The sequence below is a fragment of the Streptomyces sp. NPDC002403 genome (genome assembly GCF_053593015.1).
Window position 1 is genome coordinate 106,436 of sequence record NZ_JBSFBQ010000003.1, and the last position, 20,547, is coordinate 126,982.

A 20,547-nucleotide genomic window follows, 5' to 3' on the forward strand; every position below is an offset into this window, starting at 1 on the left:
GCCCCGGCCGCATGGCAGCGAAGCATATGTGACCGGCTCATGGAGGAGACGCCGGGACGGGGCGGCCGAAGGCCGTTCGCATCCGCGCCGAACGCACGAGAAGTCACGCGAACGGAGCAGCATCAGGTGCATGGCAGACTTGATCGGGGCGTTCGGCCCGGCAGGAGCAGGTACGGCGGTCGGCGCCACGAGAGACGGATGACAGAGGAACGGCAATGACGGTGACTAAGGACAGCCCGGAGCTCGCTCCCGGAACTGAGGAGTTCGGTCCCGGTATCGACCCGGAACGGCTGGCCGTCTGCCTGAGCGTGCTCGACGAACTCGACACCATCGAGATCGACCACCCCCACGCCATCGCCGTGCGCCGCGCCACGGCCGGGATCTACCGGACGGTGAAGCAGCGCCGCCGCCAGGAGCGCCGCGCCGCCAAGACCGCGCACGACAAGGCGGTCACCGAGGCCACCGCGACCGGCTCGGCCGACCGGATCGACGACGAGACCCAGGGGGTCCTGCCGTCGTCGTCCGCCCGCGCCGAGATCGCGGGAGTGCTCCAGCGGCCCCGCTCCTGCTACATCTGCAAGACCAGGTACGTGGAGGTGGACGCGTTCTACCACCAGCTCTGCCAGTCGTGCGCGAAGGAGAACCGCTCGCGGCGCGATGCGCGGACCGACCTCACCGGGCGGCGTGCGCTGCTGACCGGCGGCCGGGCGAAGATCGGTATGTACATCGCGCTGCGGCTGCTGCGCGACGGGGCGCACACCACGATCACCACCCGCTTCCCCAACGACGCGATCCGCCGCTTCAAGGCGATGCCGGACAGCGCCGAGTGGATCCACCGGCTGAAGATCGTCGGCATCGATCTGCGCGACCCCGCCCAGGTCGTCGCGCTCGCCGACTCGGTCGCCGCCGAGGGCCCGCTGGACATCCTGATCAACAACGCGGCGCAGACGGTGCGCCGCTCCGCGAACGCGTACAGCGAACTGGTCAACGCCGAGTCCGCGCCGCTCCCGGCGGGCGAGCTGCCCGCCGCCGAGGTCATCGGCACCTTCGGCAGCGGCACCGTCGACCGGGTCGCGGCCCTGCCGGCCGCCCGCAAGGACGGCCTGAGCGCGCAGGACGTCACCGAACTCGCCCTGGTCACCGGCTCCGCCTCGCTGGAGCGGATCGCCGCCGGGACGGCGATCGACGCGGGCGGACTGGTGCCCGACCTGCACGACACCAACAGCTGGATCCAGACGGTCGAGGAGGTCGAGCCGATCGAGCTGCTGGAAGTCCAGCTCTGCAACTCCACCGCCCCGTTCATCCTGATCAGCCGGCTCCGCCCGGCCATGGCGGCGACGGCAGCCAAGCGCGCCTACGTGGTCAACGTCTCCGCGATGGAGGGTGTGTTCAGCCGCGGCTACAAGGGCGCGGGCCACCCGCACACGAACATGGCCAAGGCCGCCCTGAACATGCTCACCCGCACCAGCGCCCAGGAGATGTTCGAGAAGGACGGCATCCTGATGACCGCCGTCGACACGGGCTGGATCACCGACGAGCGCCCGCACCCCGACAAGATCCGCCTCGCCGAGGAGGGCTTCCACGCCCCGCTCGACCTGGTCGACGGCGCAGCCCGGGTCTACGACCCGATCGTGCGCGGCGAGGACGGCGAGGATCTGTACGGCTGCTTCCTCAAGGACTACGCACCCGCCAACTGGTAGTCGTCCGCCGATGCGGCGTGCGTGAGCCGCCGTGGGCCCGGCCGGGAGTCGCTCCCGACCGGGCCTTTCCCGTATCCGGTGGCTGAAAGTGACCTAGAGCACACGTTCCATCGAGCGCGGAAGCGCTCATTTGGTTACCCTGATGTGAACGGACGTAATCGAGGAGTCCACAAACCTTCCTCGACCGTCCTGGGACAGGCTTTCAACCAAGTCGCCGTCCCGCCCCGTACCCGGCGCCACCGCGACCGAACTGTTCTTGCCCCCTGCCCCTCCACGGGCAGCCGATTCCCGGTAATGAGGCCGGAACATCGGCGATGCCCGGGGCTACGTGACACAAAGGAGTGCGCGGTGACGACACCGGAACTGACGAAGCACGAGAAGCGACCGGCCGAACGGCACGGAGAGCGGGCCCGCGGGCCCGAGAAGCTCCGGAACATCGAGGTCTGGGCCCGGTCCGCGCCGATCCGGCTGGCCGGCTACGAGGACGACCTCGCCGAGCCGCACATCCTGCCGAGCGTCGACTGACTTCGCTGCGCACCCCGGCACCGACACCCGAGCTCCGGCCCGCATCGCGCGGTCCGGAGCTCGGCCCGTCGGGGCGTCCGACGTTCACAGGGCCGCCCGCGCCACGGCCGCCCCGGCGAACGAAAGACCGACGCCCGCACCGACGGTGAGCACCAGATATCCGGCCGCCATGGCCAGCCGGCGGGCCGACGTCAGGGTCAGCAGCTCGTACGAGAACGTCGACCAGGTCGACAGCGCGCCGCAGAAACCGGTGGCGAGCAGCAGCTGGGCCCGGGGCCCCAGATCCCCGTCGGTCACCGCCTCGGAGAGGAAGCCGAGGAGCAACGCCGCTGTCGCGTTGGCCGCGAAGGTGCCCCACGGAAAGGCGGTGTGGAGACGGAACTTCGCGTCCACACCGAGCAGATAGCGAAGCGGAGCGCCGGCCAGTCCGCCGGCCAGCACCAGCAGCCAGTCGGTCATCGGACGCCGTCCCGGTCCGCGTAGCCGCGCCCCAGGGCCAGATGTGCGGCGAAGGCGCCCGTCGTCACGGCGGCAAGGGCCACGACCACCGTCAGCAGCAGATAGCCGACCGCATAGCCGGGCCGGCCGTTCTCGAAGAGCTGTCGCACGTTGTTCGTGTAGTGGGAGAACGTGGTGAACCCGCCGAGCACACCGGTGCCCAGCAGCGGACTGATCAGCCGCGGCGATCCGGGGAAGCGCAGCTTCAGGGTGACCATCAGAACACCCATGAGGAAGCAGCCCACGGCGTTGATCAGCACAATCGTCCACGGGAACGCCGCAGGACCGGTCGGCCAGAGACGCTCGGCGCCGTAACGGGCCACGGCCCCCGCGGCGCCGCCGATCGCGACGGCCACCACTACGGCCGGCTGCGCCCCGGGGTGGTGATCGGGGTGGGTGTGGTGGTGCAGTCGCATCCTGGGGGACATCCGGCGAACCTAGCCAGCCGAACCGCGCAGGCAGGTCCAGCGCGCGCAATGGCGCACTTCCGGACTCGAACGGCGCAGTGGGACACCGCACGACGAGAAGTGCCGCCCGGCATATGCATTGATGGCGGTGAGCCACTTCCCGCCCCCTCCGCTCCACGTGGAGAGCGCCCTTCCCCGTCGAGTCGCTGGAGCCTCCCTTGCCCATCGTCGAGCCGGCAGTCGTCCGGAAGCTCGAAGGCCGGCAACCGACGGCCTTCCTCCTCGCCTCGGTGCGCGGAGTCGGACAGGTGGACCTCCAGTCGTGCATCTGGACCGGCGCGTTCATCCTCGCCGGGCTGTGGGCGGCGGGCTGGCGGACCGGACTCTTCGCCACCCTGGGCACCGTCGTCTCGACGCTGACCGCCTACGCGCTCGGTGTCGACCGGTCCGGCATCGCCCTCGGCCTCCACGGGTACTCCGGCTGTCTCACCGGCATCGCACTGGTCACCTCGCTCGGGCACCACCCCGCGACCTATGTGCTCGCCGTCATCGGCTCGATCATGTGCACCGTACTGACGATGACGCTGACGACCCTGCTCAAGCCGTACGGACTGACCGCGCTCACCGCACCGTTCTGCCTGGTCTCCGGCGTCATGGTGCTCGGGGCGCCGTCCTTCGGGCGGATCTGGCACGGAGCGCCGAGGGCCGTGTCCAGCACCACCAGCGGTGACACCGCGATCTCCTGGGACGACCTGTGGCACGCCTTCTTCACCAATGTCTCGCAGGTCTTCCTGGTGGACGCGTGGTACGTCGGACTCATCATGCTCGTCGGCCTGGCCTTCGCCGGGGTGCGCGTGGTGCTGTACGCGGCGGCCGGCTCCGTCGTCGGAATCGTCGCCGCCTGGGCACTCGGCGCCCCCACCTCGCTGATCGCCGACGGGATCTACGGATACAACGCCGTGCTCGTCGCCATCGCCGTCGGCGCGGTCTTCCTCACCGGCACGGTGTGGAACGGGGCGTACGCGCTCTTCGGCGCCGCGGCCTCCAGCGGCCTGACCGCCTCACTGACCTCGTTCTTCAAAGCGTTCGGCGGCCACACCTTCACCTGGCCGTTCATCCTCGTGACCTGGGCGCTCATGGCGGCCGTCCCCCTGCTGCCCCGCTTCCGCAGGAGCAGCTGACGACGCCCGGCCCCGGACCCACCTCCACCCCTCCACCCCTCCCCGTATCCCAGAGGAAGGTACTGACGATGAACCTCGCACCTCGCGAGATCGACAAACTGCTGGTGTACGTCGTGGCCGATCTGGCCCGCAAACGCCGGGACCGCGGCCTCAAGCTCAACTACAGCGAGTCCGTGGCGCTGATCAGCGAGGCGATCCTGGAAGCCGCGCGCGACGGAAAGAGCGTCGCCGACTGCATGGAACTCGGCCGTCACATCGTCGGCGAGGACGACACCATGCCGGGCGTGCGGGACATGCTCGGACTGCTGCAGATCGAGGCATCCTTCGTGGACGGCACCAAACTGGTGTCCTGCCACGACCCCATCGGCGGCTGAACCGGTGTCCGCCCCCTGCCGGGTGATCGCCGTGTGCGGCCACGAGGCCGCGTACGGAGAGGCCTTGCGCGGCCTCGTGGACCCCGGGGTGACCGTCGTGACGAACGGCCGCGAACTGTTCCGTACCGTCGCCGCGCTGAGCCGCCGGGGCGAGGAGAGCTGCGTCGTCCCGATGACGCTCGGCCGCGACCCGGAACTCGTCGCGGACAGCGCCCGCACCCTGCGCGCACTGCCCGCCGCCGACCGTGCCCGGGCCGTGCTGGCCGAGCCGTTCGCCACCTCCCAGCATCTGATCGCCTGGCTGCGCGCGGCGGCCGGCCGTGTCCCGGACACCGCCGCGTTCCTGGTCACCGCCCCGGCCGGCGACCCGTTCGAGGACGCCGAGCTGTACCGGGTCGCCAGCCTGGTCCGCCGCTACGGCAGTCACGACCTGGTGGAGGTCGCGTTCACCGGGGGCGACCCCGACCCCGCCGAAGGCGTCCGGCGCTGCACCCTGCTCGGCGCGCGGCACGTGGTGCTGCTCCCGGCGGCGTTCGCGCAGCCGCCGGTGCCCGGCGTACCCGGTGCGCGCGTGGAGTACGCCGGTCCGCTGATCGCTCCGGCAGCGCTGGCCCGGGTGCTCGCCGAGCGCGTGGCCGATGCCCTGCGGCACCGGGGCGAGCGCGGTGACGACGGCATCGCGGCCGGACTGACCGCCGCCGACGACCACGGCCACTCCCACACCCACCCGCCGGGCACAGCACACCACCACGGTCACGGACATCCGCACCCGCATCAGCACACCGATGGACATGGTGCGGGCCAAGTCATCAGGAGCACCGCATGACGTTCCGTCAGAAATACATCTACGGCAAGGAACCGGTCGAGATCAACGCCGGCCGCCGAACGGTCAAGCTCACCGTGAGCAACACCGGCGACCGTGCGGTCCAGGTCGGCTCGCACTACCACTTCTTCGAGGTCAACTCGGCGCTGTCGTTCGACCGCCAGAAGGCGCTCGGCATGCACCTCAACATTCCCGCCGGCACGTCCGTACGCATCGAGCCCGGTGGATCGCGCGAGGTGGAACTGTGCGCGTACGGCGGAACCGGGCGCCTCGTCGGCTTCAGCGGGCTCCTCAACGGCAGCCTCGCCTCGCACCCGGCCAAGGTCGAGGCCGTCCGGAAGGCGATCGAGCAGGGATTCCAGGGCGCTCAGAACAGTGCCGACGGCTCCGATGCTCCGGAGAAACGCGCCAAGAGCGTCAAGAGCACCAAGGACTCGAAGGACTCCAAGGAAAAGAAGAAGGGTTCGCGCTGATGCCCATCCTGCCGCGCAAGCAGTACACCGACATGTTCGGTCCGACGGTCGGCGACCGCTTCCACCTCGCCGACACCAACCTCGTCGTCGAGGTCGAGAAGGACTTCAGCGAGGGCCAGTACGGGGACGAGGTCCTCTACGGCGGTGGCAAGACCATGCGCGACGGCATGGCCTCCGATCCACAGTGCACCAGTGTCCAGGGCGCCCTCGACACCGTCATCACGAACGTCGTCGTCATCGACCCCGTCGTCGGCGTCGTCAAGTGCGACATCGGCATCAAGGACGGCTTCATCGCCGGGATCGGCAAGTCGGGCAACCCGCAGACGCAGAACAACGTCCACCCGGACCTGGTCATCGGGCCCGGCACCGAGGCCATCGCCGGTGAGCACCTCATCGCCACCGCGGGCGCCATCGACACCCACGTTCACCTGATCTCGCCCCAGCAGGCCGAGCAGGCGCTCACCAACGGCATCACCACCCTCATCGGCGGTGGCACCGGCCCCTCCGACGGCACGAACGGCACCACCTGCACGCCAGGTCCGTACAACATCGCCCGGTTCCTCCAGGCGGCCGAGACCTTCCCCATCAACCTGGGCATCATGGGCAAGGGCAACGGCAGTCTCCCGGAAGCGCTCAACGAGCAGATCGAAGCCGGGGCCTGTGCCCTGAAGGTCCACGAGGACTGGGGCGCCACCCCCGCCGTGATCGACAACTCGCTGAGTGTCGCGGACCGGTACGACGTCCAGGTGGCCATCCACACCGACAGCCTCAACGAGGGCGGCTTCTTCGAGGACACCCGCTCCGCGTTCGACGGCCGCACCATCCACACCTTCCACAGCGAGGGCGCGGGCGGCGGCCACGCCCCGGACATCCTGCGGGTGGCCGGCGAGCCGAACGTACTGCCTTCCTCCACCAACCCGACGCTGCCGTACACCAAGAACTCGGTGGACGAACTGCTCGACATGGTCATGGTCTGCCATCACCTCAGCCATGACATTCCCGAGGACGTCTCCTTCGCCGACAGCCGCGTGCGCGCCGAGACGATCGCCGCCGAGTCGGTCCTGCACGACCTCGGTGTGATCAGCATGATCTCCTCCGACTCGCAGGCCATGGGCCGGGTCGGTGAGTCCGTCACCCGGACCTTCCAGATCGCCCACCACTGCAAGGACAAGCTGGGCACGTTGGAGGGCGACTCCGCCCGCAACGACAACCAGCGGGTGCTGCGCTACCTCGCGAAGGTCACGATCAACCCGGCCATCGCCACCGGCATCTCCGACCACGTCGGCTCGATCGAGAGGGGCAAGATCGCCGACATCGTGCTCTGGCCCATCCATTCCTTCGGGGCCAAGCCGAAGATGGTGATCAAGGGCGGCATCATCTCCTGGGCGCAGATGGGCGACCCCAACGCCTCGCTGCCGACCCCGCAACCGGTGATCTACCGGCCGATGTTCGGGCAGTACGGCAAGGCCCTGCCGACGACCCACATCACCTTCATGTCCCAGGCCGGCATCGCCGCCGGGGTACCGGCCGCACTGGGCCTGGAACGCAAGGTGCTGCCGGTCAGCCGCACCCGGACCATCGGCAAGCACAACATGGTCCGCAACGACGCGCTGCCGGACATCAAGGTCGACCCGGAGACGTTCAAGGTCACGCTCAACGGCAAGGTCGCCACCATCGACCCGGCCGAGGAACTGCCTCTCAACCACCTGTTCTTCCTCGTCTAGGCCGATGTACCGCGACGAGAAGGACGTCCTGGGCGAGGCCGACCGGGCGCCGGGCGCGGCCACCGCCGGGACACCGGCCCCCGAGCCCGCGCTCGGGCCGCTGCTGGTCGGCCTCCAGCTGACCGACTCGGCCTTCCCCAGTGGCTTCTACACGCTGTCGCACAGTCTGGAGGGGTTCGCCCAGGCCGGGGCGGTCGACCGGGAAAGCCTGCCGCTGCTGCTGGAGGACCTGCTGGTGCACGGTGTCGGCCCGGCCGACGCCACCGCGCTCGCGCTCGCCCACCGCGCGACCCGGGCGGGCGACGCGGCGGCCGTCGTCCGTATCGACGAGCACCTGTTCGCCACCAAGCTGGGGCGCGAGATGCGTCAGGCGGCCACCCGGACCGGCCGTCAGCTCCTCGACCTCGCCGCCGAGGTGTTCGACCGCCCGGAGATCACCGAGCACTTCGGCCGTGTCGTACGCCGCGAGTCCCCCGGGACCCAGGCGGTGGCCGCAGGCGTCATCCACGCGGCGACCGGCGTCCCGGTCCGCCAAGCGGTCGCCTCGGACCTGTTCGCGTTCTGCGCGAGCTTCGCGGGCGCCGCGCTGCGGCTGCGGCTCACCGACCACCGCGGGGCACAGACCCTGCTGCGGGCCGCCGCACCCGTCATCGAGGCGGCTGCGGAGGCTGCGCTGCGGCGCGAACTCGCCGACGTCGGCGCCACCGTCTTCGCCTCGGACATCATGTCGGGCCGTCATGAACGCGCCGAGGCCAGGCTGTTCGCCAGCTGATCCAGCCATCCCCCCCCCACGAGCCAGGGAGCATCATGGACGACAACGTACTGCGGGTCGGCATCGGCGGACCCGTCGGGTCCGGCAAGACCGCGCTCATCGAGGCGCTGGTCCCCCTGCTGATCGAGCGCGGCCACCGTCCCTCCGTCATCACCAACGACATCTACACACAGGAGGACGCCCAGCACATCCGCCGCACCCTCGACGGCGTCCTCGAACCGGAGCGCGTCGTCGGTGTCGAGACGGGGGCCTGCCCGCACACCGCCGTGCGCGACGACCCCACGATGAACCTGGCGGCCGGTGCCGAGCTGCTGGAGCGCTTCCCCGACACCGACACGCTGCTCTACGAGTCCGGCGGCGACAACCTCACACTCACCTTCAGCCCGGCCCTGGTCGACCTCTTCGTCTTCGTCCTGGACACCGCCGAGGGCGAGAAGATGCCCCGCAAGCGCGGCCCGGGCATCACCGACTCCGATCTGCTCGTCATCAACAAGATCGACATCGCCGAGTACGTCCGCACCGACATCGGCGTGATGGAGTCCGACGCCCACCGGGTCCGCGAGAACCGCCCGGTCGTCCTCACCGACTGCCTCACCGGCGTCGGGGTCGAGGACGTCTTGGGCTACCTCGAATCGCGCCGCAAGGCGCTGATCTGACATGCTCCCCACCCCGTCCGCGCACCCCGGCTCGTCGCCGCCCCGGCCGGACCGGCTCGCCCCCGAGTACTACACCGCGGTCCGCGTCCCCCCGGACGTGGCGGCGCTGGCCTCCGTGCCGGACACACTGGCGCCGGGTTCCCCGGCCAAGGTCGGCATCCTCGACCTGGCCTTCGCGGTACGGGGTGGGCGCACCGAACTCGTCGAGCGTTACCAGAAGACCCCGCTGCAGATCATGCGGCCGCTGTGGATCGACCCGGCAATGCCCGGCATGAGTTACGTCTATCTGATGGCGACCGGCGGCGGCATCGCCCAGGCCGACCGCTACCGGATGGACTTCCGCTGCGGGCCCGGCACCGAGGTGCATCTGACCACCCAGGCGGCCACCAAGGTCTTCCGCATGGAGCACGACTACGCGAGCCAGCGCGTGCACCTCACGGCGGACGAGGGTGCCTACGTGGAGTATCTGCCGGACCCGCTGATCCCGTTCAAGGGCTCGCGGTTCTACCAGCGCACCGAGGTCACGGTCGCGCCCGGCGCCACCGCGGTCGTCGGCGACACCCTGACCGCGGGGCGGCTCGCCCGCGGCGAGCGCCACGACTACCGGGTCCTCGCCACCGATCTGCACATCGCCCGGCCCGACGGCGCCCTCCTCGCCATCGACACCCTGCGTCTGGCACCGGGCGCGGGGGCGCACGGCGACGGCGTCGTCGGCCCGGGGGTGTTCGCCGGGCACGACCATGTCGCCTCGCTCTTCGTCGTCACCGACCGCACCCCGGCCACCGAGCTCGCCGACACCCTCCACGGTGCGCTGGCCGGGCTCGGTGTCCTGTACGGAGTCAGCGTGCTGCCCCACGACTGCGGCGCCTGGGTCCGGCTCCTGGGCGACAGCCCGGTCGGGGTGGCCGCCGCGCACACCGCGGCCTGGGACGCCGTACGCCGGCTGCTCACCGGCCACCCGGCCCCCGATCCGCGCAAGCCCTGACGCACCACCGACCGGCCCCCGTACCCCATTCCGCCCCCCCACGACGAGGTATCCGCAGATGAACATCGCTCCCGCGCCGATGCCACCCGCGTACGACTCCGGTGACACCGCCTGGCTGCTCGCCTCCACTGCCATGGTGCTGCTGATGACGCCGGGACTGGCGTTCTTCTACGGCGGCATGGTGCGCACCCAGCACATCCTGATGATGATCAAGATGAGCTTCGCCGCGCTCGCCTTCGGCACGCTCGTCTGGTGGGTGATCGGCTACTCGCTGGCCTTCGGCCCGGACGTCGGCGGCGCCGGACTCATCGGTAATCTCGACCACGTGTTCATGCACGACATCGAGCTGAACACGCTCACCGGTCACATTCCCACCTATGTCTACAGCACCTTCCAGATGGGCTTCGCGATCATCACGGTCGCGCTGGTCAGCGGATCGATCGCGGACCGCGCCACGATGAAGGGCTGGCTCGTCTTCGTCGTCCTGTGGCTGCTCGTCGTCTACATCCCCCTCGCGCACTGGGTGTTCGACCAGGACGGGTGGATCGTCAAGCACCTCGGTGCGCTGGACTTCGCCGGCGGTCTGCCGGTGGAACTCAACTCCGGGGTCGCCGGGCTCGCCGTCGCACTGGTGCTGCGGGCGCCGCGCGACTTCGCCCGCCGCGAGGAGCGGCCCAACAACATTCCGCTCGTGGTGATCGGTGTCGGGCTGTTGTGGTTCGGCTGGTTCGGCTTCAACTCCGGTTCGGCGCTCAGCGACCAGGGCAACGCGGCAGCGGCCTTCATCAACACCCAGCTCGGCGCCGCCGGCGCCATGATCACCTGGCCGCTGGTCGAGAAGTGGCGCACCGGCACGGTCACCACCATGGGCGTGGTCTCCTCCGCCGTCGCGGGCATGGTCGCCATCACTCCCGCCTGCGGTGAGATCAACACCCTCGGGGCGGTGGTCACCGGCCTCGTCGTCGGGGCGGTCTGCGCGTTCGCCATCACGCTCAAGTACCGCTTCGGCGTGGACGACACGCTCGACGTGGTGGGTGTGCACGGTGTGGGCGGCCTGATCGGCCTGATCATGGTCGGCCTGTTCGCCACCGCACGGATCAGCGGCAAGAAGGGGCTCTTCTACGGCGGCGGCTGGGGGCTGCTGGGCAAACAGCTCGTCGCCATCGTCTCCGTGATGGCGTTCTCCTTCATCCTCACCTGGATCATCGCGAAGGTGGTCGATCTGGCCGTCGGCTTCCGCGCGCAGGACGAGTACGACACCGTTCCCGGTACGGAGCGGGAGCGCGCCTACGACTTCCAGACGGCCGAGCGCCTCGGCGCCCTGGTCTCCGGGAAGGCCGTGACCAGCGACGACGAACTCGTCCGGCAGATCACCAAGCTGCTGCGGGCCCGCGAGGAGGCCAAGTGACGTGCTCTGCCGGGGCCGGGCCCTGAGGGACCCGCTCCGGGAACGGCTCGGTCAGTCATCGGATGAGTACGGGAAAACTGTTTCGTTCTGTCTGGAAGATTGCATTGACAGGTTCGCGCCGCGCTCCAATCATCGGACGTCATGACCGAACTTCCCAGACGCCATGTACTCGGAATGACGGCAGGGGCGGCAGTCGGCGCCGCCCTGCTCACCCCCGCCACCGCCGATGCGGCCCCGCACCCCCGGGCCGCCCCGCGCACCGGAGCAGGCACTGACGACGGGGAATGGGACACCGTACCCGCCGCCGTGCCCGTGCCCCTCGACCAGTGGTTCGACAACGACGGCATCGACACCGCCGACGCCCGCGGCGGCGACTTCGACGGCTCCGGCTACACCTTCCCGGGTGAGGAACTCCCGGCCGGAGAGCGGGAGATCGGCGGCACCGCCTTCCTCTTCCCCGGCTCCGCAGCGGGCACCAAGAACAACGTCGTCGCCCTCGGCCAGCGCATCGGCCTGCCGCCAGGCCGCTATCTCTCCGGGCTCTTCCTCACGTCGTGCAGTTACGGCGACGCGTCCGGCAGAGCCACGGTCCACTACGCCGACGGCACCACGACGACCCCGCTGCTCGGCGGGCCCGACTGGTACGGCGGCAGCGGCGCCCTCACCGCCCCGTACCGCTACACGGCCGACGGCGCCAAGGATCCGCACCAGGTGTCCATCGCCGTCAGCGAGATCGCCCTCGACCCGGGCAGGGAGGCCGTCGCGCTCACCCTGCCCACCACTCAGCCCGCCGAGGCGGGCAAGCCGTCCCTGCACATCTTCGCGCTCTCGCTCCAGCCGGCCGCCCGGGGCAGGGCGTTGGCGCTGCGCGACGCCCACTCCACCACCTCGCTGCTGGACTCCGGCGCCCAGAGCGTCGAGGCCACCGTCGTGAACGCGGGCACGGTCGGCATCCTCGCCGCCGACGGCCTCACCCTCTCCGTGGACGTGGCCGGGGCCCGTACCGTCGAGCCCGCCCGGGTCGGCCGCCTCGCCCCCGGTGAGCAGGCCCGCGTCCGCATCGGCATCCGCAGCGGACCCGGCACCGCTCCCGGCACCGCCCGGGAAGGCAACGTTGTCGCGCGCGGCCGCGGAGCGCGGGCGGCCACCGTCCGGCGCTCCCTCACCCTCGGCGTCCCCGACTACGCGCCGACCGACGACTCCCTTGCCACCCATCAGGCGCCGTACTGGTTCCAGGAGGCCAAGTTCGGGATCTTCATCCACTGGGGGGTCTACTCGGTGCCCGCCTGAGCGCCGGTCGGCACCCAGTACGCCGAGTGGTACTGGAGCCAGATGCAGGATCCCGGCAACCCCACCCACGCCCACCACCGCGAGACCTACGGCGAATCCTTCGCCTACGACGACTTCATCCCGCGGTTCCGCGCCGAACGCTTCGACCCGCGCTCCTGGGTGGAGCTGTTCCGGGACGCCGGCGCCCAGTACCACGTCCTCACCTCCAAGCACCACGAGGGCTTCGCGCTCTGGGACACCAAGCTCTCGGACCGCAACTCGGTGAAGATGGGGCCCGGGCGGGACCTGGTCAAGGAGCTCTTCGACGCCTCGCGCCGCTACACCCCCGAACTCCACCCCGGGCTGTACTTCTCCATGCCCGAGTGGTTCAACCCCGACCACCCGTGGATGGGCCACGCACCGCGCAATCCGTACACCCTGGAGCCCGTCCCGTACACCGGCCACCGGGCGGGCAAGGACTACGTCACCGAGTTCCAGGGCCCGCAGATGCTGGAGCTGATCCACCGGTACGGCCCCGAGATCCTCTGGTGCGACATCGGCGGCGACAACGACAGCCACCGGGTGCTGGCCGAGTACTTCAACCACGCCAAGAACCGGGCCCGCCCGGTCGAGGTCACCGTCAACAACCGCTCCGGGATCGGCCCGCACGACTTCACCACGCCCGAGTACACGACGTACGACCAGATCGTCACCGCCAAATGGGAGTCCAGCCGCGGCCTCGATCCGTACAGCTACGGCTACAACGCCCAGACGCCGGACGAGAAATACATGACCGCCGAGGAGATCGTGCACTCGCTCGTCGACATCGTCTCCAAGAACGGCAACTTCCTGCTGGACATCGGGCCCAGGGCCGACGGCACGATCCCCGCCATCATGCAGCGCAGGCTGCGCGAGACGGGGGAGTGGCTGAAGACCAACGGGGAGGCGATCTACGACACCACGTACTGGTCACGGATGCCGCAGCTCGGCGAGGACCTGCGGTTCACCCTGAGGCCGAACCGGGCGTTCTACATCCATTCCCTGGTACGGCCTGGCGCGACCCTCACGGTGGAGGCACCGGTGCCGGTCCGCGGCGGTGACCGGATCACCCTGCTCGGTCACGACCGGCCGCTCAACTGGCGGGTCCGGGGCGGCTCGCTGGTGATCGACGTACCGGCGGCGGCCCGCAGCACCGGGCGGCACGCCTGGGTGTTCAAGATCGCCTGGTCGGGCTGATCCAGGAGGGGCCGAGCGAGACGGGGCGCATGAAGTCCCGCACATAGGTGCGGTGCCACCAGCGCCCGGTGGCCCGCAGTTCGCGCCAGGACGTGTACCGGTAGCGGTACACCCTGGCGCGGACGTGCGCGGGCGGGGCGTCGGGGAACGGGTTGTGACGCAGCAGCCGCAGGGTGTCCCGGTCGTTCTCCAGCAGCCGCTCCACGAACGGGCCGAACCAGGGACGGGCGTACGCGGGGGACAGCGCCGCGAACCACATCAGCCAGTCCAGCCGCAGATGGTACGGGGCGAACTGGCGGGGCATCCGGCGTGGATCGCCCGGTTTGCCGCGGAAGCCGTACTCCCGCCAGACGGTGCCGTCGTGGAGCACCTCCTCGTCCGTGCCCTCGACCACCACCTCCAGCCGGACCCGGCTGATGCTGCCGAATGCCCCGTAGGTGTTGACCAGGTGCAGCGGGTCGAACGAGCGGTTCATCACCTGGCGGCGGGAGACCAGATTGCGTGCCGGGCGGTAGCTGAGGAACACGACCAGCGCGGTCACCGCCAGGACGACGATCTCGTACCACAGCGGCGGCGCGGACTGGGCGGGCGGCGCGGTGAACAGCGACCAGTCGACGGCGGACAGGGCCAGGGTGATCGTCAGCCAGTTCAGCCAGGCGAAGTTCCCCGAGAAGACCAGCCAGAGCTGGGTGACGATCATCAGCCCGGCGGCCGCGCTCGCCACCGGCTGCGGAGTGAACAGGAGCACCGGCACCAGGAGTTGGGTGACATGGTTGGCCGCCACCTCGGCCCGGTGCACGGGCTTCGGCAGCCGGTGGAAGAACCAGCTCAACGGCCCCGGCATCGGCTGCGTCTCGTGATGGAAGTACAGACATGTCAGCCTGCGCCAGCACTCGTCGCCGCGGATCTTGATCAGCCCGGCACCGAACTCGACCCGGAACAGCACCCAGCGCAGCAGCCACAGCACCAGGACCGGCGGAGCCGTGTGCGCGTTGCCGAGAAAGACGGCGAGAAATCCGGTTTCCAGCAGCAGCGATTCCCAGCCGAAGCCGTACCAGGTCTGGCCGACCTGGACGATCGACAGATACAGCGCCCAGGGCAGCGCCCAGAGCACCATCGCCGCCCAGAGCGGAAGGTACGAGTCCGCACCCGCGAGCAGGGCGACGGCGATCGCGCAGCCGGTCCAGGAGACGAGGGCGAAGAAGCGGTCGCTGTAGTGGAGCCGGAAGAGTCCGGGTGCGCTGCGCCAGTCGGTACGCCGCAGGAAGTCGGGTACGGGCAGCATGCCTCGCTCGCCGATCAGCGCCCGGAACTGGAGCGCGGCGGCGAGAAAGGCGACCAGGTACACAGCCGCCAGAGCCCGCTGGAAGACCAGCCGGCTGAGCCAGTACCCGTCTGCGGTGAACCACTCCATCGCTTCCAGTATCGGCCCGCCGGCTCCGCCCAGCCCTTCAGCCCCGCGCGGCCCCGGCGACGATCCGGCGCAGCGTGGCTCCGAGCCGGCGGGCGTACCACCGCTGGGTCATCGGGACGAGAGGGCCCGCGAGGCGGGTGTACCAGGCGGCCGGGCGGCTGAACGCCGTGACGGTGAACCACACCGTCCCGTCGTCGGCCGACTCCACCACGAAGGACTCCTCGCCGCATTCGGGGTGTCTGTCGAGTGTCCCGTAGGCGAATCCGACGAGGTCCTTCTCGTACGCCGCCCAGACGACGCGGCAGGGGGCGGTGAACCGGAACGGCCCGGCGCCGAGCGACACCCGGACGCGGACTCCGGCCTCCGCGCGGTCCGCCGACGCCCGGACCCCGGCCCCGGAGGTGCGGTGCATGCGCCAGCCGGTGACGGCGGCCCCGGCGGCCTCGAAGTCGGCCCGGCCGCGGCCGACCCGGGTCCGGTGGTGGAGGTGGTGGTATCCGTCGGGGAGCGGGCCGAGGCGGGTGGAGCCGACCTCGGGGTAGGTGAATGCGGTCATGCGGTCCTGCCTTCGTGGTCGGTGCGGTTCTGGAGTCTTCGCCAGGCGAGCAGCGAGCAGAGCGCGAAGCCCAGCGCGTTCCCGACGCCATGGGTGGCGGCCATCCAGGTCAGTGTCGGGTGGGGGAGTCCGGTGGCCTCGCCGAGCGCCCAGCTCAGCGCGAGCACCATGGTGACGGCGAGCACGGCGGACGAGACGGCGAGCAGCGCCCGGGTCGTCCGGTCCCGGTTCCGGTCGCGGATCGAGCGCCAGGTGAGGAGGGCGACGGTCCACATCCCGGCGGTCAGCACGACCGCGCCGGCCAGCTCGGCCCGGTCCCCGATGAAGTAGCCGATCAGGACGAGCAGGGTGCCCAGCGGCACGCTCAGCGCGGCGAACCTGCCCGCACGGCTGTCGGTGGTCCGGCAGACGAGCCCCGAGACCAGCGCGGCGGCGAATCCGGCGAAGTGGAAGTGCGGCACGGTCAGTGCGAGGATGCCCGGCCCGAAGCCGAGGAGGGGGTGCCCCGCGCGTTCGGCCACCAGGGCCGTGGCGGCGATCGACGGCGTGACCAGGGCGGTGAGCAGGGCGATCTCGGCGGGTGCCCGGGATGTCGGCAGGCCGCGGAGCACGAGCAGCCGGGGCAGTGCGTGCAGGGCGAGGAGTACGGCCCCGAGCGCGTAGCAGGCCGCCAGGGCGGTGGCCGGTCCGCCGCGTGGCAGCCACAGGGCCACGGCGCCCGGGACGGCGAACAGTGGCCACCAGCGGCGGATCCGGTCCAGCTCGGGCGCACCGGCCAGCCGCAGTCCCACCGGGACCACCACCAGCATGCCCAGCATCACGGTCAGACCGACCAGTACCGACACCACGACCCCCTGAATTGAACGTGTTCAAGTGTCTTCGGGGATGACTGTACGGCCCTTCTTGAACGTGTTCAAGAAGGGCCGTACAGTCGGGGTGCGCCGGGTCGGGCCGCAGCGGGGCGGCGTCCGGTGCCCGGCGTCACAGGACTCCCCGGCGCCACTCCCGTATCAGCAGGTAGCCGAGGTACACGCCCCCGATGGCCATCGTGTAGATGCCGACGGGCAGGTTGTCGAAGAGCGGCAGCTGCTGGGCGCAGAGATCCGCGAGCACCAGCAGCAGCGCGCCGGTCAGCGCGGACAGCGCCAGATGCGGGCCTGACGCCCGGGTGATCCGTTTGGCGATCTGCGGCGCCGTGAGCGCGATGAACGCGATGGGCCCGGCGACCCCGACGGCGGCGGCGGAGAGCACGATGGCGAGGACCACGGCGATGGTCTTCGTGTTCCGGGGCTCCGATCCGAGCGCGCTCGCGATGTCGTCGCCCATCTCCCCGACGGACAGCCGCCGCGCGATCAGCGCGGTGAGCGGGGCAACGGCCAGGAGTACCAGCCAGATCGTGGTGGCGTCCTCCCAGGACCGCGCCGACAGGCTGCCGTTGACATAGGCGGTGAGCACGGCGGCCCGGTCCCGCTCCATGGCGTATACGACGTACTGGGTGATCGCGGTGCCGATCGCGGCGACCCCGATGCCCGCGACGACCAGCCGGGCCGGGTTGCGGAATCCGGTCCCGGTCGACACGTGGACGAGCACCATGGCGAGCACGGCGCCGAGCAGCGCGCCGAGCGCCACCGGCACGGTGTCCGGGAACAGCAGCGCGGTGATCGCGGCACCCGCTCCGGCGCCGGACGCCAGCCCGATCACGTCGGGGCTGCCGAGCGGATTGCGGGTGACGGACTGGAACAGCGCACCGGAGAGCCCGAGCGCCCCGCCGGTGCCCACGGCGACGACCAGACGGGGCCCGCGCAGCCGTTCGACGACGAAGGCGTTCTTGCCCTCGGCCCCGCCGGTCACCGCCCCGGGCAGATCGGCGAGCGGAATGCCCAGCCGTCCGAGCGAGAGTGTGGCGACGGCGCCCGCCACCAGCAGCACGAACAGTACGAGCGCCGTCAGTACGGACACCCGCCGGACCGGCAGGGCCACTCGCCCGCCGACCATCAGGACCTTCCTCGGCGACGCGGTGCGGATTCCGGCCTGATGCGACGTCATGAGTTTCCCCTCATCCTGCGTACGGCGATGAGCAGTGCGGGCGCCCCGATGAAGGCGGTCACGACACCGACCATCAGCTCCTGCGGGCGCATCACCACCCGCCCCACGACATCCGCCAGGAGCAGCAGCGCCGGGCCGGTCAGCGCCGAGAAGAGGATCTGCATCCGGAAGTCGACCCCGACCAGCGCCCGCACCACATGCGGAACGGCCAGTCCGACGAAGGCGATCGGGCCGACCGCGGCCGTGGCCGCCGCGCTCAGCAGCGTGGCCGAGAACAGCCCGCCCGCCCGCACCAGCGCCGGGCGGGCCCCCAGGGACGCCGCCGTCGAGTCCCCGAGGGCGAGCGCGTTGAGGCCGGGGCCGAGCACCGCGGCCAGCACCAGACCGGCCACGGCGAACGGAAGGACCGACCACAGGACGTCGAAGTCCCTTCCGCCGAGAGCCCCGACGACCCAGTACCGGTAGCTGTCGAACACTTTCGGACGGCTCAGGGTCACCGCCTGGATGAACGCCATCAGCACGGCGGAGAGCACCGCACCGGCGAGCACCAGCCGCACCAGCCCGCTGCCCGACCCCGCCGATCCGATCGCATGGACGAGCAGACCGGCGATCAGGGCACCGGGCAGCGCCCACCACATGATCTCCGTGCTGCCTGTCGCCCCGAGGAACGCCGTCGCGGCGACGATGCTCGCGGAGGCGCCCGCGTTGATACCGAGGAGGCCCGGATCGGCCAGCGGGTTGCGGGTCACGCCCTGCATGAGCGTGCCCGCGACGGCCAGGCAGAGACCGGCGAGCAGACCGAGCGCGGTCCGCGGATACCGGCTCTCGACGATGGCGGTGACATTGGGGTCGGCGGACTTGGACAGCACGTCCAGCACATCGCCGAACGAGGTGGTCCGGCTGCCGAACATGATGCTCGCGAACACGGCGAGCACGAGAACGACCAGTGCGACGACGAGGAAGGACACCCGCCGAGCGGTGCCGGCCCGTGAGGTGCCGGCACCGCTCGGCGGTGCGTGCGTGGTGGTGGCCATGTGGGTGATGGCCGGATCAGCCGTTGTCGGCGGCCTTGATGGCCTTGTCGATCAGTGGCAGGTAACGGTCGATCACCCACGGCACGGTGAGCGGGTTGATGATGGAGGAGGCCGTGACGAAGGAGTTGTCGTTGCTGTACACCATGGCGCCGCTCCTGACCGCGGGCATCGCCGCGTACAGCGGCTGGGCCTCGATCTCCTTGCGGGACTTGTCGTCCATGTAGAAGGTGAAGAGCAGATCGCTGTCCTTCAGCTTCTCGGCGTTCTCCAGGCCGATGAGCGCCGAGTCGGTGCCCTTGGTCTCCTTGAAGGAGTTCACCACGGGGTCGACGGTGAGGCCGAGCGAAGTGAGCATCTTGACGCGCTGCTCCTCGGGCTTGAACACGCCGAGGGTGCCGGGGCCGGTGTTGTAGATGTACGAGAACGTGTGCTTCTTGTAGTCCGGCCGGGTCGCCGCCGCGTCGGACAGCTGCTTCTCGATCTTCGAGACGAGGCCCTTCGCCTCGTCCGTCTGTCCCAGCGCCTTGCCGATGATGTCGATCTGCTGGTCCCAGTCCGTGCTCCACGCCAGATCGGGGTAGGCGACGGTGGGGGCGATGTCCTTGAGGATGTCGTAGTCCTTCTGCGTGATTCCGGACCACGGCGCGAGGATGACATCCGGCTCCAGCTCGGTGATGGCCTCGAAGTCGATGTCCTCACCGCCTGTGAACTGGGTCGGCAGCTTGTCGCCGGACTTCTTCACCGCGTCGTGGATCCAGGGCAGATAGCCCGTCTTGTCGCTGCCCCACTCGTACTTCTCGATGCCCACCGGGGTGTGACCGAGCGCGATGGCGGTCTCGGCCGAGCCCTGGCCGAGGGTGACGACCCGTTCGGGCTGCTCCTTGATCTCCGCGGTGCCGAGCGCGCTCTTGATGGAGACGGGGAACGCCCCGCTGGTCTTCCCCGGGGCGCCGGAGGTCTCCTTGCCGTCGTCGCTCGACGAGCAGCCGCCGAGGGCGAGAACGAGGGCTGCGGCGGCGGCAGTTGCGGCGAGCGTCCGGCGACGCGCGCGGGTGAACCGGGACATGGATGTTCCTCATGCTTGACGGATGGAGCGGCAGACCCCGCGACCGCGTGAGGGCATGCCGAAGGAACGGCCGTACGGATACGACGGGCGGCCCCGATGCAGATCGCAAGGAGTTAGGCAAGCCTAAGCTAAGTCTTTGTGCGGCGACAATCGACCCCCCGGCAAGTGCGTCCGTCTCCCGTGTCGTGCCGGTGTCGGCCGGTGCGCCCGAGCGGCTTCTTTGGTCCAGACCTATTGACGGGGGGTTCGGGCCTCCCTAGCGTGTGGCGAGCCGTGAAATACGAGACCGCATTCCGCCTGGATTGTCAGGGGCATGCCATTCACGCGCCAACTCGCCCTGTGCCGGGCCGCCTCGGGCATCCGTACCGCCCCGGCACCCGGCCGCGACAGGAAGGTAAAT

At 70.3% G+C, this 20,547-nt stretch carries 19 protein-coding genes and 1 pseudogene; 12 read left to right on the forward strand and 8 right to left on the reverse strand.

The window, feature by feature from the left end; all coding sequences use genetic code 11:
* The first annotated feature begins 215 nt into the window (after positions 1–215).
* The gene (locus tag ACWCPY_RS05090; protein WP_451262928.1) at positions 216–1,700 is read left to right on the forward strand and encodes an SDR family NAD(P)-dependent oxidoreductase; all 1,485 of its coding nucleotides are present in this window, start codon (positions 216–218) and stop codon (positions 1,698–1,700) included.
* A gap of 348 nt (positions 1,701–2,048) precedes the next feature.
* The gene (locus ACWCPY_RS05095; RefSeq protein WP_451262929.1) at positions 2,049–2,225 is read left to right on the forward strand and encodes a hypothetical protein; all 177 of its coding nucleotides are present in this window, start codon (positions 2,049–2,051) and stop codon (positions 2,223–2,225) included.
* Between the two features lie 84 nt (positions 2,226–2,309).
* On the opposite strand, the gene ACWCPY_RS05100 is transcribed toward ACWCPY_RS05095, so the two are convergent.
* Together ACWCPY_RS05100 and ACWCPY_RS05105 are read right to left on the reverse strand one after the other, a co-directional pair.
* Positions 2,310–2,684, reverse strand: a complete 375-nt coding sequence (locus tag ACWCPY_RS05100; protein ID WP_451262930.1) for a fluoride efflux transporter FluC — start codon at positions 2,682–2,684, stop codon at positions 2,310–2,312.
* Positions 2,681–3,151, reverse strand: coding sequence for a fluoride efflux transporter FluC (locus ACWCPY_RS05105; protein ID WP_451262931.1), 471 nt, complete (start codon positions 3,149–3,151; stop codon positions 2,681–2,683). The genes ACWCPY_RS05100 and ACWCPY_RS05105 overlap by 4 nt, the downstream gene beginning before the upstream one ends.
* Before the next feature lie 197 nt (positions 3,152–3,348).
* Here ACWCPY_RS05105 and ACWCPY_RS05110 point away from each other — a divergent pair, with 197 nt between their 5' ends.
* The 10 genes and pseudogenes from ACWCPY_RS05110 (at position 3,349) to ACWCPY_RS05155 (ending at position 14,031) form a co-directional block, all read left to right on the forward strand.
* The gene (locus tag ACWCPY_RS05110; RefSeq protein ID WP_451262932.1) at positions 3,349–4,311 is read left to right on the forward strand and encodes an urea transporter; all 963 of its coding nucleotides are present in this window, start codon (positions 3,349–3,351) and stop codon (positions 4,309–4,311) included.
* A 68-nt stretch (positions 4,312–4,379) separates the two neighbouring features.
* Positions 4,380–4,685 (forward strand): urease subunit gamma, encoded by a 306-nt coding sequence (locus ACWCPY_RS05115; protein WP_451262933.1) that lies wholly within the window; start codon positions 4,380–4,382, stop codon positions 4,683–4,685.
* Between the two features lie 4 nt (positions 4,686–4,689).
* Complete coding sequence (locus ACWCPY_RS05120; protein ID WP_451262934.1) at positions 4,690–5,511, forward strand: sirohydrochlorin chelatase; 822 nt, start codon at positions 4,690–4,692, stop codon at positions 5,509–5,511.
* Entirely contained in the window at positions 5,508–5,981 is a 474-nt protein-coding gene (locus tag ACWCPY_RS05125) for an urease subunit beta (RefSeq protein ID WP_451262935.1), read from the forward strand. Before ACWCPY_RS05120 ends, ACWCPY_RS05125 begins: the two co-directional genes overlap by 4 nt.
* Positions 5,981–7,705, forward strand: coding sequence for an urease subunit alpha (gene ureC, locus ACWCPY_RS05130; protein ID WP_451262936.1), 1,725 nt, complete (start codon positions 5,981–5,983; stop codon positions 7,703–7,705). The genes ACWCPY_RS05125 and ureC overlap by 1 nt, the downstream gene beginning before the upstream one ends.
* 4 nt (positions 7,706–7,709) lie before the next feature.
* A complete protein-coding gene (locus ACWCPY_RS05135; protein WP_451262937.1) occupies positions 7,710–8,477 on the forward strand; it encodes an urease accessory protein UreF in 768 nt (255 codons plus the stop codon).
* Positions 8,478–8,512: 35 nt separating this feature from the next.
* Positions 8,513–9,133, forward strand: a complete 621-nt coding sequence (gene ureG / locus ACWCPY_RS05140) for an urease accessory protein UreG (RefSeq protein WP_451262938.1) — start codon at positions 8,513–8,515, stop codon at positions 9,131–9,133.
* A 1-nt stretch (position 9,134) separates the two neighbouring features.
* Positions 9,135–10,118, forward strand: coding sequence for an urease accessory protein UreD (locus ACWCPY_RS05145; RefSeq protein WP_451262940.1), 984 nt, complete (start codon positions 9,135–9,137; stop codon positions 10,116–10,118).
* A 58-nt stretch (positions 10,119–10,176) separates the two neighbouring features.
* Positions 10,177–11,526: an ammonium transporter gene (locus tag ACWCPY_RS05150; protein WP_451262941.1), complete on the forward strand. Its 1,350-nt coding sequence runs from the start codon at positions 10,177–10,179 to the stop codon at positions 11,524–11,526.
* Between the two features lie 174 nt (positions 11,527–11,700).
* Positions 11,701–14,031: pseudogene (locus tag ACWCPY_RS05155) on the forward strand (alpha-L-fucosidase).
* On the opposite strand, the gene ACWCPY_RS05160 reads toward ACWCPY_RS05155, so the two are convergent.
* The 6 genes from ACWCPY_RS05160 to ACWCPY_RS05185 all read right to left on the reverse strand — a co-directional run bounded on the left by ACWCPY_RS05160 (position 14,009) and on the right by ACWCPY_RS05185 (position 20,147).
* A complete protein-coding gene (locus tag ACWCPY_RS05160) occupies positions 14,009–15,445 on the reverse strand; it encodes a lipase maturation factor family protein (RefSeq protein WP_451262942.1) in 1,437 nt (478 codons plus the stop codon). The pseudogene ACWCPY_RS05155 and the gene ACWCPY_RS05160 overlap by 23 nt on opposite strands.
* A 37-nt stretch (positions 15,446–15,482) precedes the next feature.
* Positions 15,483–16,001, reverse strand: coding sequence for a DUF1990 family protein (locus ACWCPY_RS05165; RefSeq protein WP_451262943.1), 519 nt, complete (start codon positions 15,999–16,001; stop codon positions 15,483–15,485).
* The gene (locus ACWCPY_RS05170) at positions 15,998–16,846 is read right to left on the reverse strand and encodes a YndJ family protein (RefSeq protein ID WP_451262944.1); all 849 of its coding nucleotides are present in this window, start codon (positions 16,844–16,846) and stop codon (positions 15,998–16,000) included. The genes ACWCPY_RS05165 and ACWCPY_RS05170 overlap by 4 nt, the downstream gene beginning before the upstream one ends.
* A 136-nt stretch (positions 16,847–16,982) precedes the next feature.
* Positions 16,983–17,996, reverse strand: coding sequence for a FecCD family ABC transporter permease (locus ACWCPY_RS05175; RefSeq protein ID WP_451263189.1), 1,014 nt, complete (start codon positions 17,994–17,996; stop codon positions 16,983–16,985).
* A 47-nt stretch (positions 17,997–18,043) separates the two neighbouring features.
* Positions 18,044–19,081 carry a FecCD family ABC transporter permease gene (locus ACWCPY_RS05180; protein ID WP_451262945.1) on the reverse strand — a complete coding sequence of 346 codons (1,038 nt, stop codon included), beginning with the start codon at positions 19,079–19,081 and terminating at the stop codon, positions 18,044–18,046.
* Positions 19,082–19,097: 16 nt separating this feature from the next.
* Positions 19,098–20,147, reverse strand: a complete 1,050-nt coding sequence (locus ACWCPY_RS05185) for an iron-siderophore ABC transporter substrate-binding protein (protein WP_451262946.1) — start codon at positions 20,145–20,147, stop codon at positions 19,098–19,100.
* Positions 20,148–20,547: the final 400 nt, after the last annotated feature.